Annotated in this window: 15 protein-coding genes; 10 read left to right on the forward strand and 5 right to left on the reverse strand. The window is 66.2% G+C overall.

Annotation, left to right across the window (positions count from 1 at the left end):
- The first annotated feature begins 108 nt into the window (after positions 1-108).
- Both CAG41_RS06785 and CAG41_RS06790 read left to right on the forward strand, forming a co-directional pair.
- On the forward strand, positions 109-1,023 hold the full coding sequence (locus tag CAG41_RS06785; RefSeq protein WP_085694423.1) for an alpha/beta hydrolase: 915 nt from the start codon (positions 109-111) through the stop codon (positions 1,021-1,023).
- A complete protein-coding gene (locus tag CAG41_RS06790; protein ID WP_085632037.1) occupies positions 1,020-1,349 on the forward strand; it encodes a hypothetical protein in 330 nt (109 codons plus the stop codon). The genes CAG41_RS06785 and CAG41_RS06790 overlap by 4 nt, the downstream gene beginning before the upstream one ends.
- 91 nt (positions 1,350-1,440) lie before the next feature.
- Here CAG41_RS06790 and CAG41_RS06795 read toward each other — a convergent pair whose 3' ends face one another.
- The 3 genes from CAG41_RS06795 to CAG41_RS06805 form a co-directional block, all read right to left on the reverse strand.
- On the reverse strand, positions 1,441-2,229 hold the full coding sequence (locus CAG41_RS06795; protein WP_085581312.1) for an OmpA family protein: 789 nt from the start codon (positions 2,227-2,229) through the stop codon (positions 1,441-1,443).
- Positions 2,230-2,283: 54 nt separating this feature from the next.
- Positions 2,284-2,688, reverse strand: coding sequence for a DUF4398 domain-containing protein (locus CAG41_RS06800; RefSeq protein ID WP_085581314.1), 405 nt, complete (start codon positions 2,686-2,688; stop codon positions 2,284-2,286).
- A 443-nt stretch (positions 2,689-3,131) separates the two neighbouring features.
- Positions 3,132-3,473 (reverse strand): pilin assembly protein, encoded by a 342-nt coding sequence (locus CAG41_RS06805; protein WP_085581317.1) that lies wholly within the window; start codon positions 3,471-3,473, stop codon positions 3,132-3,134.
- 212 nt (positions 3,474-3,685) lie between these two features.
- On the opposite strand from CAG41_RS06805, the gene ppc reads away from it, so the two are divergent.
- The 6 genes from ppc to CAG41_RS06835 all read left to right on the forward strand — a co-directional run bounded on the left by ppc (position 3,686) and on the right by CAG41_RS06835 (position 10,279).
- Positions 3,686-6,316, forward strand: a complete 2,631-nt coding sequence (ppc, locus tag CAG41_RS06810; protein WP_085581319.1) for a phosphoenolpyruvate carboxylase — start codon at positions 3,686-3,688, stop codon at positions 6,314-6,316.
- A gap of 289 nt (positions 6,317-6,605) precedes the next feature.
- The gene (gene adk, locus CAG41_RS06815; RefSeq protein ID WP_085581321.1) at positions 6,606-7,253 is read left to right on the forward strand and encodes an adenylate kinase; all 648 of its coding nucleotides are present in this window, start codon (positions 6,606-6,608) and stop codon (positions 7,251-7,253) included.
- Positions 7,254-7,347: 94 nt separating this feature from the next.
- Positions 7,348-8,022, forward strand: a complete 675-nt coding sequence (gene tsaB / locus CAG41_RS06820) for a tRNA (adenosine(37)-N6)-threonylcarbamoyltransferase complex dimerization subunit type 1 TsaB (protein ID WP_085637416.1) — start codon at positions 7,348-7,350, stop codon at positions 8,020-8,022.
- A gap of 233 nt (positions 8,023-8,255) precedes the next feature.
- Positions 8,256-8,564, forward strand: coding sequence for a hypothetical protein (locus CAG41_RS06825; RefSeq protein ID WP_085581326.1), 309 nt, complete (start codon positions 8,256-8,258; stop codon positions 8,562-8,564).
- A complete protein-coding gene (locus tag CAG41_RS06830; protein WP_085581328.1) occupies positions 8,564-9,424 on the forward strand; it encodes a DUF72 domain-containing protein in 861 nt (286 codons plus the stop codon). The genes CAG41_RS06825 and CAG41_RS06830 overlap by 1 nt, the downstream gene beginning before the upstream one ends.
- 33 nt (positions 9,425-9,457) lie before the next feature.
- Positions 9,458-10,279, forward strand: coding sequence for an oxaloacetate decarboxylase (locus CAG41_RS06835; RefSeq protein ID WP_085706805.1), 822 nt, complete (start codon positions 9,458-9,460; stop codon positions 10,277-10,279).
- 22 nt (positions 10,280-10,301) lie between these two features.
- Here CAG41_RS06835 and CAG41_RS06840 read toward each other — a convergent pair whose 3' ends face one another.
- Positions 10,302-10,922 carry an energy transducer TonB gene (locus CAG41_RS06840; RefSeq protein WP_085581332.1) on the reverse strand — a complete coding sequence of 207 codons (621 nt, stop codon included), beginning with the start codon at positions 10,920-10,922 and terminating at the stop codon, positions 10,302-10,304.
- Positions 10,923-11,014: 92 nt separating this feature from the next.
- Between CAG41_RS06840 and CAG41_RS06845 the strand changes: the two genes are divergently transcribed.
- The gene (locus CAG41_RS06845) at positions 11,015-11,797 is read left to right on the forward strand and encodes a class I SAM-dependent methyltransferase (protein ID WP_085581755.1); all 783 of its coding nucleotides are present in this window, start codon (positions 11,015-11,017) and stop codon (positions 11,795-11,797) included.
- A 91-nt stretch (positions 11,798-11,888) separates the two neighbouring features.
- Here the strand turns inward: CAG41_RS06845 and CAG41_RS06850 are convergent, their stop codons facing one another.
- On the reverse strand, positions 11,889-12,524 hold the full coding sequence (locus tag CAG41_RS06850) for a TetR/AcrR family transcriptional regulator (RefSeq protein WP_085581334.1): 636 nt from the start codon (positions 12,522-12,524) through the stop codon (positions 11,889-11,891).
- 94 nt (positions 12,525-12,618) lie between these two features.
- On the opposite strand from CAG41_RS06850, the gene CAG41_RS06855 reads away from it, so the two are divergent.
- Positions 12,619-13,719, forward strand: a complete 1,101-nt coding sequence (locus CAG41_RS06855) for an efflux RND transporter periplasmic adaptor subunit (protein ID WP_085706806.1) — start codon at positions 12,619-12,621, stop codon at positions 13,717-13,719.
- The last annotated feature ends 5 nt before the right edge of the window (positions 13,720-13,724 follow it).

The following is a 13,724-nucleotide window of genomic DNA, read 5'->3' on the forward strand; positions in this document are numbered from 1 at the left end:
CATTATTGATGTTGGCTGACCCACCGCCATCGCTGGCAAGCCAGCTCCCACAGGGTTATTTGTTCTTCTCTGAATCGTTCGCCAATTTCCTTCGCGAGGTTTCACCGGATGAGAATCCTCGGCATCGTCTGCCTGCTCCTGACCCTCGGCGGGTGCAGTTCGCTGCTGTTCTACCCCGAGCGCGGCCAGTTGTTCACCCCGCAGAAGGCCGGGCTCGACTACCGCGACGTGACCCTGACCACCGCCGACGGCCTGCGCCTGCACGCCTGGTGGCTGCCGGCCAAGGCCGGGGTCGAGGTCAAGGGCACGGTGCTGCACCTGCACGGCAACGGCGGCAACCTGCCGATGCACCTGGGCGGCAGTTGGTGGCTGCCGAAGAACGGCTATCAGGTGCTGCTGGTGGACTACCGCGGCTATGGCCTGTCCGAAGGCGAGCCGTCGCTGCCGGCGATCTACCAGGACATCGACGCCGCCTTCGCCTGGCTGGACCGCGCGCCCGAGGTCAAGGGCAAGCCGCTGGTCGTGCTGGGCCAGAGCCTGGGCGGCGCGATGGCGGTGCACTGGCTCGTGCGGCATCCGGAACGCCAAAAGCAGCTCAAGGCCCTGGTGCTCGACGGCGTGCCCGCCAGCTACCGCAGCGTCGGCCAGTATGCGCTGAGCACCTCGTGGATGACCTGGCCGTTCCAGGTGCCGCTGTCGTGGCTGGTGCCGGACGGCGACAGCGCCATCCGTTCGATGGAGAAGCTCGACGGCGTGCCGAAGCTGATCTACCACAGCATCGACGATCCCCTCGTGCCCCTTTCCAACGGCATCCGTCTGTATCAAGCTGCGCCGCCGCCCCGTGTGCTGCAGCTGACCCGCGGCGGCCACGTGCAGACCTTCGGCGACCCGGTGTGGCGGCAGGTGATGCTGCGTTACCTGGACGACCCCGAACACTTCAACGGCCTGCGCCGCCTCGGCGAGATCCCCAACTATCCGCCGTCCCCGAAAACCGAAGACGAACCCCCAGAGAGTCCGCAATGAGTGAAGAACGTAACGCCATCCCGCTGATCATCACCGGCATCTGCAGCATCCTCGGCACCGTCGGTGCCCTGTGGTACTACGGCTACCTGCACTTCGCCAAACCCGAGGATGCGCTGCTGCTCAACGACTTCACCATGCTCAAGACCATCCCCGGCGAGGATTACCGGGTGTCGCTGGAACCGGCGCCGCAAGTGGCGCAATGCATCGACGGCGTGCTGGTGCTGTTCGACACCGAACAGAAAGGTCTGACCGGTGTGCTGGTCAACAACAAGAAGAAAGCGGTGCGCTGCATGGGCCAGGAAACTCCGCAGCAACTGCAGCAATAACGGTCTCACAGCCTCTTGTGGCGAGGAAACCGGGAAACGAAAAGCCCCGCCTGATCGCTCAGGCGGGGCTTTTCGCATCAGCGTGCGACGCTTAGTTCGCGCTCACCGCCGAACGCGGCAGCACCGGCTGGTTGTCGTTGGAGATGGTCACTTCCACCCGACGGTTCATCGCCCGGCCCGAGACGCTGCCGTTGTCCGCCACCGGGTATTCCTTGCCGTAGCCCTGGGTCACGATGCGCGACGGATCGACGCCCATCTTGATCAGTGCCACCTGCACCGAGGTCGCCCGGCGTTCGGACAGCGACTGGTTGTAGCCCGCGGTGCCGGTGCTGTCGGTGTAGCCCTCGACGATCACCTTGCGGTCGGGGTTCTCCTGGAGGAACTGCGCCAGCTTGTTGATGTTCATCAGGCCGCTGGACTTGAGCTCGGCCTTGTTGGTGGCGAACAGCACGTCGCCGAAGGTCACCAGGGTGCCGCGGTCGGTCTGTTTGGCGTTGAGGCTGTCCTGAAGCTGTTTGATCTGCTGGTCGCGGGCGTCCAGGCGGGCCTGGGCGCGCTGGGCCGCGGCGTTCTTCAGGTTGGCTTCGGCGGTGCGCAGGGCGATGGTCTGCTTGGCCACTTCCACGCGCTGGTTGGTGAGGTAGGCCAGTTGGTCGACCTTGGCCGCGTCTTGCTTGTCCAGGTAGGCCTTGTCGGCCTTGTCCAGGTAGTCGCTGGCCTCTTTGGTCTCCAGGGCGGCGACCTTGCTGGCCTGCGGGTTGGCCTGCAGGCCTGCGTAGTTGGTGCGCGCCTGTTCCAGGTTCGGGTTCGGCGGGGTGGAGCACGCCGCCAGGGCAACGCTTGCGGCCAGCAGAGCAGGGATCATCAGTTGATTACGCATGTTCGTTCGTCCTTCTGTCGATAAGAGATTCAGCCTTGCGGTCGGGATGCGCGCTTACTGCACGGTGCGCTGACTTTCCTGACGCAGTTCCTGAACGCCCTTCTGGGAGTCCTTCACGGCCTGCTCGGCCTTCATCGCCTGGGCCTTGCGCTCGGCGACCCGGGCGTCCCACTCGGCCTGTTCGGCCAGGGTGCGGGCCTGATCGTATTTCTTGTCGTGCATGGCGATTTCAGCCTGCTTGAGCTTGTCCTGGGCCTGCTTCATTTCCACGGCGGCGAATTCGGTGCCGCCGGCGCTGACCGCGCTGTTGACCGCCGATTGGGTGACGGCGTACTGCTCGGTCGGCGGGTTGCCGGCGCAACCGGCCAGCACGACGCCGGCGCCCAGGGCCAGGGCGACCAGTTTCAGGCTGCGCAGAGGGGTGGACGAGGTTTGGGTCTTCATGGTCTTCAACTCCATTGTTCAACTCCTTGGATAACGCTGAATCCATCCTGGACGAGGAGTCGCATGCGTCGTGTCGGAGCGCGTTCTGAAACGCTCGTCCCAGGCGTGGTTACCTGTTCCGACCGGGGGCATTTTTTAAAAGTTCAGAAAAGATGGCCCATCGCCAAAAAAAATTTGACCGAACGGGCAGGGCTCTAAAACGGGAACTTTGGCGGTGTCTGGCGGTATGGGCGGGCCGATTGCCGTCCGAAAAGCGAGAGCGGGCTTGCTTGCCATGCGCTGTGTCAGCCACGACTGAAGCAGCCAGAAAGGGCGCTTTCGCGGGCAAGCCCGCTCCCACAGTTTTCGGGGGGGGGCACACATTTCCCTGTGGGAGCCAGCCTGCTGGCGATGGCGTCAGGCCTGAGACCGCAGGCCCAGGTCAAGACCGTTGCTCCCACAGGATGAGCTGTGCGGGATCAGTGCTTCGGCTTGCCGGCGGCGGACAGATCCTGCAGATGCCGGCGCGACAAGGCGAGGAAACGCGGCGTCGGGCCGACGTCCTCGTACAGCGGATCGCCTTCCTCGTCGGTGGCGACCACCGTCGAGCCCTTCACGTACGGCAGGCTCGCCTCGAACTCTTCGAGGGCGGCGCCGATCAGTTCGCCGAGCAGTTCCTCGGGATGCCGCTTGGGGTACATCTCGGCGATGGCGGCCAGCCGCGCGGCGGCCTCCACGTCCAGGCGGATGGTGTAGCCGGTGTCGGTCAGGCGACCCTTGGCGGTTTCTTCCCAATGCTGGGCAAGTTCTCGGATTTTCATGATGACCTCATGGCGCACCCGCTCGTGGCAGGTTCTGGTGAGTGTCCGGCGGGGCCGGCGGCAAGCCGTTGTGGGGCCTGTTGTTGAGGTTAGCTGGCGGGCGCGGGGTTGCGTGGCCCTTCGTCGTCTGCTTGTAAGTCGCGCCGCAGAGCGGCACTCTCTGACCATTCGCTCGCTTTTTAGCCGCCTGGACGACTGCTGGAGAACTGCCGATGACCGATATCGATGCACGCTTGCGCGAAGATGTTCACCTGCTCGGAGAGCTGTTGGGCAACACCATCCGTGACCAGTACGGCGAGGGTTTCCTCGACAAGATCGAGCAGATCCGCAAGGGCGCCAAGGCCGACCGGCGCGGTTCGATGGACGCCGAGCTCAGCGCCAGCCTCGATCAGCTGAGCGAAGCCGAACTGCTGCCGGTGGCGCGGGCGTTCAACCAGTTCCTCAACCTGGCCAACATCGCCGAGCAGTACCAGTTGATCCATCGCCGCGAGGCGTCGCAGGCCGCGCCGTTCGAATCCCGGGTGCTGCCGGAGCTGTTGGCCCGCCTGCGCAGCGAAGGCCACAGCGCCGAGGCCCTGGCCCGCCAGCTGGCGCGGTTGGAGATCGAACTGGTGCTCACGGCCCACCCGACCGAAGTGGCGCGGCGCACGCTGATCCAGAAGTACGACGCGATCGCCGCGCAGTTGGCGGCCCAGGATCATCGCGACCTGACCGACGCCGAGCGCGGGCAAATCCACAACACCCTGCAACGCCTGATCGCCGAAGCCTGGCACACCGAAGAGATCCGCCGCACCCGACCCACGCCCGTAGACGAAGCCAAATGGGGCTTCGCGGTGATCGAGCATTCGCTGTGGCAGGCGATCCCCAACCACATGCGCAAGGCCGACCAGGCGCTGCACGCCGCCACCGGCCTGCGCCTGCCGTTGGAGGCCGCGCCGATCCGCTTCGCTTCATGGATGGGCGGCGACCGCGACGGCAACCCCAATGTCACCGCCGCCGTCACCCGTGAGGTGCTGTTGCTGGCGCGCTGGATGGCGGCCGACCTGTACCTGCGCGACGTCGACCGCTTGGCCGCCGAGCTGTCGATGCAGCAGGCCAGCGATGAACTCAAGGCCCGCGCCGGCGACAGCGCCGAGCCGTACCGCGCCGTGCTCAAGCAACTGCGCGAACGCCTGCGCGCCACGCGCAACTGGGCCCATGCGGCGCTGACCGCCGCCACCCCGGCGCCGGCGGACGTGCTGCACGGCAACCGCGAACTGCTTGATCCGCTGGAGCTGTGCTACCGCTCGCTGCACGAATGCGGCATGGGCGTGATCGCCGACGGGCCGCTGCTCGACTGCCTGCGCCGGGCGGTGACGTTCGGCCTGTTCCTGGTGCGCCTGGACGTGCGCCAGGACTCGTCGCGGCACAGCGCGGCCATGACCGAAATCACCGATTACCTGGGCCTGGGCCGCTACGAGGAGTGGGGCGAGGAGCAGCGCATCGAGTTCCTGACCCGCGAACTGAACAACCGCCGGCCATTGCTGCCGGCCCACTTCAAGCCCTCGGCGGACACCGCCGAAGTCCTCGCCACCTGCAAGGAGATCGCCGCTGCGCCGGGCGCCTCGCTGGGTTCCTACGTCATTTCCATGGCCGGCGCCGCGTCCGACGTGCTTGCGGTGCAACTGCTGCTCAAGGAAGCCGGCGTGCTGCGGCCGATGCGCGTGGTGCCGCTGTTCGAGACCCTGGCCGACCTCGACAACGCAGGTCCTGTGATCGAGCGGCTGCTGCAACTGCCGGGTTACCGCGCACGGTTGCAGGGGCCGCAGGAAGTGATGATCGGCTACTCCGACTCGGCCAAGGACGCCGGCACCACCGCTGCCGCGTGGGCCCAATACCGCGCCCAGGAGCGGCTGGTGGAGATCTGCCGCGAACAGCAGGTCGAACTGTTGCTGTTCCACGGCCGTGGCGGCACCGTCGGCCGCGGCGGCGGCCCGGCCCACGCGGCGATCCTGTCGCAGCCGCCGGGATCGGTGGCGGGGCGGTTCCGCACCACCGAGCAGGGCGAAATGATCCGTTTCAAATTCGGCCTGCCCGACATCGCCGAACAGAACCTCAACCTCTATCTGGCGGCGGTGCTCGAAGCGACCCTGTTGCCGCCGCCGCCCCCGACCCCCGAATGGCGGCACCTGATGGACGAACTGGCCGCCGACGGCGTCAAGGCCTACCGCGCTGTGGTGCGGGAAAATCCGCAGTTCGTCGAGTACTTCCGCCAATCCACACCGGAGCAGGAGCTGGGGCGCTTGCCGCTGGGCAGCCGCCCGGCCAAGCGCCGGGCCGGCGGCATCGAGAGCCTGCGGGCGATCCCGTGGATCTTCGGTTGGACCCAGACGCGGCTGATGCTGCCGGCCTGGCTCGGCTGGGAGACCGCGCTGAACAACGCCCTGGCCCGGGGCGAAGGGGATCTGCTGGCGCAGATGCGCGAGCAATGGCCGTTCTTCCGCACCCGCATCGACATGCTGGAGATGGTGCTGGCCAAGGCGGACGCCGACATCGCGCTGTCCTATGACCAGCGGCTGGTCGAGCCGTCGCTGCTGCCGCTGGGTGCGCACTTGCGCGACCTATTGTCGCAGGCGTGCGCGGTCGTGCTCGGGCTGACCGGTCAGTCGCAGTTGCTGGCGCACAGCCCCGACACCCTGGAATTCATCCGCCTGCGCAACACTTACCTTGATCCGCTGCATCTATTGCAGGCCGAACTGCTGGCCCGTTCCCGGCGCCAGGAAGTGGTGCAGGGCAGCCCCGTGGAACAGGCGCTGCTGGTGTCTGTGGCGGGGATCGCCGCCGGTCTTCGAAATACCGGCTAAGGTTTTCTGCGTGGGGCGGGGGCTCCCGCAGCGGTTCGCGGGGGCCGTCTGGCGCACACGGAAAAGGTGCGGTCAGGCGACAGTTAATGATGGGGTTGCGACTTGGGACACTGCGGCGCAACGTCGCGGCAGGGGCCGGTTTCTCCGACTTTTGGTGTCTTGTGTGGGCGCAGCCTGCTGTGTATCTTGATCAGCCTTTGGCCGTTTGGGCGGCCGCGACCCTATTTTCAAGATTGGCCCCACGAGGCGAATCCGTTGTTTTTTATATAAAAAATTGAGGAGCACATCGATGCGCGTCATTCTGCTGGGAGCTCCCGGGGCCGGTAAAGGTACTCAGGCTAAGTTCATCACCGAGAAATTCGGCATTCCGCAAATCTCCACCGGCGACATGCTGCGTGCGGCGGTCAAGGCCGGCACCGAGCTGGGCCTCAAGGCCAAGGGCATCATGGATGCCGGCGGCCTGGTGTCGGATGACCTGATCATCGCGCTGGTCAAGGATCGCATCGCTCAGTCTGACTGCGCCAACGGCTTCCTGTTCGACGGTTTCCCGCGCACCATTCCTCAGGCCGAAGCCCTGGTCACCGCCGGCGTCGAGCTGGACGCCGTGGTCGAGATCGCGGTCGAAGACGAAGAGATCGTGCAGCGCATCGCCGGCCGCCGCGTCCACGAGGCCAGCGGCCGCGTGTACCACATCGTCTACAACCCGCCGAAGGTCGAAGGCAAGGACGACGTCACCGGCGAAGAGCTGGTGCAGCGCAAGGACGACACCGAAGAGACCGTGCGCCATCGCCTGTCGGTCTACCATTCGCAGACCAAGCCGCTGGTGGACTTCTACCAGAAGCTGTCTGCCGCCCAGGGCAAGCCGAAGTACAGCCACATCCCTGGCGTCGGTTCGGTCGAGGCCATCACCGCCAAGGTGCTGGCGGCCCTGAGCTGAAAAAACGGCTCAGCTGCATCATCCACGGCCCGCTTGCGGGCCGTAGTTGTTTATACTGGCGCCCTTTTTCCCCTCCTGATTGACGGACACACCGATGAGCACCCTGCTGGCCCTGGACACCGCGACTGAAGCCTGCTCCGTCGCCTTGCTGCATGACGGCAAGGTCACGAGCCATTACGAGGTGATCCCGCGCCTGCATGCGCAGAAACTGCTGCCGATGATCCAGCGGCTGCTGGCCGACGCTGGCACCACCCTGCAAGCGGTGGACGCCATCGCCTTCGGCCGCGGGCCCGGCGCCTTCACCGGCGTGCGGATCGCCATCGGCGTGGTGCAGGGGCTGGCGTTCGCCCTGGAACGTCCGGTGCTGCCGGTCTCCAACCTGGCGGTGCTGGCGCAGCGAGCCTTGCGCGAGCACGGCGCAAGCCAGGTCGCGGCAGCCATCGATGCGCGCATGGACGAGGTGTACTGGGGCTGCTACCGCGAGACGGCAGGGGAGATGCGCCTGGTCGGCGCCGAAGCGGTCCTGCCGCCGGAAGCCGCAGCGCTGCCGGCCGATGCCGCGGGTGAATGGTTCGGCGCGGGCACCGGTTGGGGCTACGGCGAGCGCATCGCCGTCAGCCCGAGCGGCTCTGACGCCGGCATGCTGCCCCATGCCGAAGACCTGTTGACCCTGGCCCGGTTCGCCTGGGCGCGCGGCGAAGCCATTGCGCCGGACGACGCTCAGCCGGTCTACCTGCGCGACAAGGTCGCCACCCCCAAGGCCCGCTGACTCACGCCCAAGTCAGCGGCTCAGGTAACGACTGCAGAAGCCAGCCTGCTGGCGATGGTGTCGGCAGGCACGCACCGATAGGAGGGGCGAGCCCGTTCCTGTGCTGCCAATCGTCAGTTTCCAACCCCGCGCTTTAAACCTTTTGTCTTTTATGTGTTCTAGTTATCACTCGGCGGTTTGCTAAGTCGGTCAGGTGCCGCTAAATTGCCATCATCGATACCGAGCATGACTTTATGCGTATAGACGGCGTTTCCTCTCATTCTTATCCCATCAAGCGCAAGCCCCGCAAAGGCAACGCGGCGCTGGATGAGTCCGTCGACGATATCGACGGCGAGCTGGAAATCCCTTCCGAGGAGCAACTGGCCGCCCGCGCCGCCAAGGCCTCCGCGCAACGCCTGAGCAATCTGCCCGCCCGTCAGCAAGACATGATCTACCACCGTGCGATGAAGAAGAGCGTGGCCATGGCCTTGGCCAGCTACCTGAGCACCGCCGGGTTTGTCGACTGGGAAGCGGACGTGCTGGGCCTCGACCTGTACATCTGATGGCGCTGCCCTATTACTTGGGTTGTCCGTCCTGGAGCGAAAGCGCCTGGCGCGATTACCTGTACCCGGCGGACGCGAAAACGGCTGACTTCCTCGGCCTCTATGCCCAGGTGTTCAACGCGGTGGAAGGCAACACGACTTTCTACGCCAGCCCGTCGCCGGCCACGGTGCAGCGCTGGGCCGAGGTGATGCCGGAGCACTTTCGGTTCACCGCCAAGTTCCCCGGCGACATCAGCCACGGCGGCGACCTGCGCGACCAGCTCACCGCCGCCGAAACCTTCATCCAATTGCTCGGCCCCCTCGGCGACCGGGTCTCGCCGATGTGGCTGCAACTGTCGAAAAGCTTTACCCCGCAGCGTTTGCCGGAACTGGCGGCGTTCATCGACGCGTTGGACCGGCCCCTGGCGGTGGAAGTGCGCCATGACCAGTTCTTCGCCAAGGGCGAGAGCGAACGGCTGCTCAATCGCTTGTTGCTCGACCGAGGCGTCGAGCGCATCTGCCTCGACCCGCGTGCGCTGTTCAGTTGCCTGTCCACCGAATCGTCGGTGATCCACGCCCAATCGAAAAAGCCCCGCGTGCCCACGCGCCCGGCGGCGTTCACCCAGCATCCGCAGGTGCGTTTCATCGGCCATCCGCAGTTGGAGGCCAACGACCCGTTCCTGGTGCCGTGGGTGGCGAAAATCGCCGAGTGGATCGAAGAGGGGCGCACGCCGTACATCTTCCTGCACACGGCGGACAACCTGCTGGCGGCGAAGCTGGCGCAACGCTTTCACGCCCAACTGATGCAGCGCCTGCCTGGCCTGCCGGCCCTGCCTGAGCTATACAGAGAGCCCGCCGCGGAGCAGTTGGGACTGCTCTGAGGCGGATTTCCTTCTCTGCCCGGGAGCCTGCCGATGGACGCGCAAATCCGTAAAGCCGAAGCCTTCAGAGCCCTGCATGAACGCAGCGGGCTCTTTGTCATGCCCAATCCGTGGGACGCCGGCTCCGCGAAGATGCTCGCCGGCCTGGGCTACCCGGCGCTGGCGACCACCAGCGCCGGGTATGCGTTTTCCCAGGGCAAGCCCGACGGCGGCCTGAGCCTTGAGGAAACCCTGGCCAATGTCCGGGCAATCGCGGCGGCGACAGATTTGCCGGTGTCGGTGGATCTGGAGAACGGTTTCGCCGACGGGCCGGCCGAATCGGCGCAGAGCCTGATCCACGCGGCCAGGGCGGGCGCGGTGGGCGGCTCCATTGAGGACGCCACCGGCCGAGAGGACGCGCCGATCTACTGCTTCGAACATGCCGTGGCGCGGATCGAGGCGGCGGTGGCGGCGGTGCGTTCGTTGCCGTTTCCTTTCACCCTGACCGCCCGTGCGGAAAACTACCTGCACGGCCGGCCCGACCTCGACGACACCCTTCGCCGCTTGCAGGCGTTCGCCGAAGCGGGGGCCAACGTGCTCTACGCGCCGGGCCTGCGCGATGCCGAAGAGGTGCTGGCGGTGGTGCGCGCCGTGGCGCCGAAACCGGTGAATGTACTGATGTCCGGCGGGCTGAAGCTGACGTTGCAGGAACTGGAGGAGATGGGCGTGCGCCGGGTGAGCACCGGGTCGGCGCTGGCGTTGGCGGCGCTCGGGGAGTTCTTCCGGGCGGCCGAGGAGATCAAGCAGTCGGGCACCTTCACGTTCACCTCGCGCTCGATGGCGTATGCCCAGGTCAATCAGCTGTTCAAGGGGTGAGGGCAGGGCGGGGCGCTGAGGCTCAGGCGGCGATGCGCAGGTTCTGCTGAACGATCGGGCGCACCCAGCCGTTGTCGAAGTCCAGCGCACGCTGCTGCTCGACGATCTCTTCGGGGGAGAACGGCGGGAACGGTTTTTCCATGAGGTCGAGGTCGAACTCGGCGATCGGCAGGTACAGCGGACGTTTCTGCGGCGCGGCGCCCGGCTCGGGAACCGGTTGGCCATGGGTGAGCACGATCGGGCGAACCCAGCCGCTCTCGAAGTCCTGCTGCTTCTGCTGGGCGTTGATCTCTTCCGGCGGGAACGGCGGGAACGGCTTGTCGAGCAGTTCCGTCTCGAATTCGGCGATCGGCAGGAACAGCGGCTCCGGCGGGCGGATCTCGGTGTCGACCACGTCGCATTCGCGCTGGCTGATGATGTGCGCGTGCAGGTCGCTGCCCACGGTCGGCTCGTCCGGGCTGTCCAGGTCGACCGGCGGGAACGTGCCGCAGGCCGGCACCACATCACTCGACTGTTCGGCCAGCGCCTGGGCAAAGAAATCCTGCCACAGGTGACTGACCCCGCTCAGTGCCTGAGTGTTCTGACGGCTGAAATCGCCATGGGGCGAGATGTAGCCAATCGATGTGGGAAGAATGCCTGACATTTTTTTCGGTCGACGCTCGGCTCTGGCAGAATGCGCGTTGATTGGGTTATCGGCGGATTTTGCCGATCCTTAACTTTTTGAGCGTGTTTTTCATGATTGAGCATCCAGCGGCCTGCCGCATCCATGTCGAGGCCCTTGAGCCTGCCTTCGAGCCGCAGGCCCGGCAGTGGGCCGAGCGCCTGAGCCTGCCGTTGCAGGCGCAGGACGGCGAGTTCGCCTTGCAGGTCGGCGGGCAGGGCCTGCAGCTGCAGCAGCTGGGGCCGGATGCGCCGGGGCCGGTGCGGGTGGACTTCGTCGAGGGCGGTGCGGCACACCGGCGGCTGTACGGCGGCGGCAACGGCCAAATGATCGCCAAGGCCGTCGGCATCGCCCAGGGCGTGCGTCCGCGGGTGCTGGACGCCACGGCGGGGCTGGGCAAGGATGCGTTCGTGCTGGCGAGCCTGGGCTGCGAGATGAGCCTGATCGAGCGTCAGCCGCTGATCGGTGCGTTGCTCGAAGACGGCCTGGCCCGGGCGGCTGAGGATTTCGACGTGGCGCCGATCGTGGCGCGGATGACGCTGCTCAAGGGCAACTCCATCGAGGTGATGCGCAACTGGGAGGGCGAGCCGCCGCAGGTGATCTACCTCGATCCGATGTTTCCCCACCGCGAGAAGACCGCGCTGGTGAAGAAGGAGATGCGCCTGTTCCGGCCGTTGGTGGGCGATGACCCGGACGCGCCGGCGCTGCTGGAGGCGGCCCTGGCCCTGGCCAGCCACCGGGTGGTGGTCAAGCGCCCGCGCAAGGCGCCGTGCATCGAAGGGCCGAAGCCGAGCCATGCGCTGGACGGCAAGTCCAGCCGCTACGACATCTATCCGAAGAAAGCACTCAAGGCCTGAGCCCCAGGCGCCGCCATCGCCGGCCGGCTCCCACAGTGATGCTCCGGGCATCAGGCATGCGCTGTGGGAGCCCGTCGGCGCGGCGCAGCCGTCAGGGCCGGTAGGCCCGCATGAACAACCCCACCACTTCCTGCACATGGCTCTCGGCCGCCTCGTCGGTCAGCGGCTCGCCGCAGCCGTACAGCAGGCGGAAATTGCCCGCGCCCTTGATCAGGCAGAAGAAATGCTCGGCGGCGTTGCGCGGCAGGTCGATGCTCAGCTCGCCGGTCTCGTTGACGCGGGCCAGCAGCCGCTCCATGCCCTGCACCATGCGCTGGGGGCCGGCCTCGAAGAAGATCAGCGACAGCTTCGGATCCTGACTGCCCAGCGCCATGATGAGCCGGTGCAGGTTCACCGATTCTTCGCTGTTGATCAGTTGGTGGAAGCCGCGGGCAATGTTCAGCAACACATTTTCCACCGCGACGCCGTCCGGCAGTTCGAAGACCATCGACGGCAGCTGCGCTTCGCATTTGGCCGCCACGGCGGCGGAAAACAGCGTCTCCTTGTCGTTGAAGTGACTGTATACGGTCAGTTTTGAAACGCCCGCCTCGGCGGCCACCGCGTCCATGCTGGTGTTGGCGTAGCCGTGGCTCAGGAACAGGGTTTTCGCCGCTTCGAGGATCGCCTGGCGCTTGGCCGGATCCTTGGGGCGACCCGGGCCGTTTGGGGCTGGGGGATTGTTTGGCATTCTTCGCTTTTAATACTGGACTGGTGAGTTTGCTATTAATAACATACCCGCCAGTATAATTATTCCAGGCCCCCTTAGCGAAAGGTCCGTCACCATGTTCCGCTATGCGCTGTCCATTGCAATGCCAGTCAGTCTGGCTTTTTTATTGTCGGCATGCGGTCACGAGGAGGCGACGCCCGTCGCCGTCCGGCCGGCCATGGTGGTTCAGCCAGAGCCTTCGGCGCAGGCGATGGAGAGTTATCCCGGTGAGGTGAGGGCCCGCTACGAGCCGGATCTGGCGTTCCGCATCGGCGGCAAGGTCAGCCGACGACTGGTCGAAGAGGGCCAGCGCGTGAAGGCTGACCAACCCCTGGCCGAGCTCGATCCGCAGGACGTGCGCCTGCAGCTGGAGGCCGCCCGCGCCCAGGTCGCCGCCGCCGAAGCCAACCTGAACCTGGTGCGCGCCGAGCGCGACCGCTACAAGACCCTGATGGACCGGCAGATGGTCAGCCGCTCCCAGTACGACAACGCGGAAAACCTCTACCGCTCCGGCGAAGCCCGCCTCAAGCAGATCAAGGCCGAATTCAACGTCTCGACCAACCAGGCCAGCTACGCGGTGCTGCGCGCGCCGCAGGACGGCGTGGTGTCCCGGCGTTCGCTGGAGGTCGGCCAGGTGGTCGCCGCCGGGCAGACCGTGTTCACCCTCGCCACCGACGGCGAGCGCGAAGTGTCGATCAGCCTGCCGGAGCAGAGCTTCGGCCGCTTCAAGGTCGGCCAGCCGGTTTCGGTGGAACTCTGGACGCAGCCGGATCAGCGTTTCGCCGGGCGCATCCGCGAGCTGTCGCCGGCCGCCGACCCGAAATCCCGCACCTTTGCCGCGCGCATCGCCTTCGCCTCCGGCAAGGTGCCCGCCGAACTCGGCCAGAGCGCCCGGGTGTACGTGCAGACCGCAGAATCCGTGCCGCTGTCGGTACCGTTGTCTGCGCTGACCGCCGAGAACGGCACGACCTACGTCTGGGTCGTCAGCGCCAACAACACCCTGAAGAAGACCCCGGTGCGCATCGGCGCCTTCGGCGAGAAGAGCGTGCCGGTGCTCGAAGGCCTGAACGCCAGCGACTGGGTGGTCGCCGCCGGCGTGCATGTGCTTCTGGAGGGGCAGCAGGTGCGCCCCGTGGACCGTTCCAACCGGGTGGTCAATCTGGCGGGCAAGGAGTAATCCCC

This window comes from Pseudomonas sp. B35(2017) (genome assembly GCF_002113645.1).
GTDB classification, from domain to species: Bacteria; Pseudomonadota; Gammaproteobacteria; order Pseudomonadales; family Pseudomonadaceae; genus Aquipseudomonas; species Aquipseudomonas ekonensis.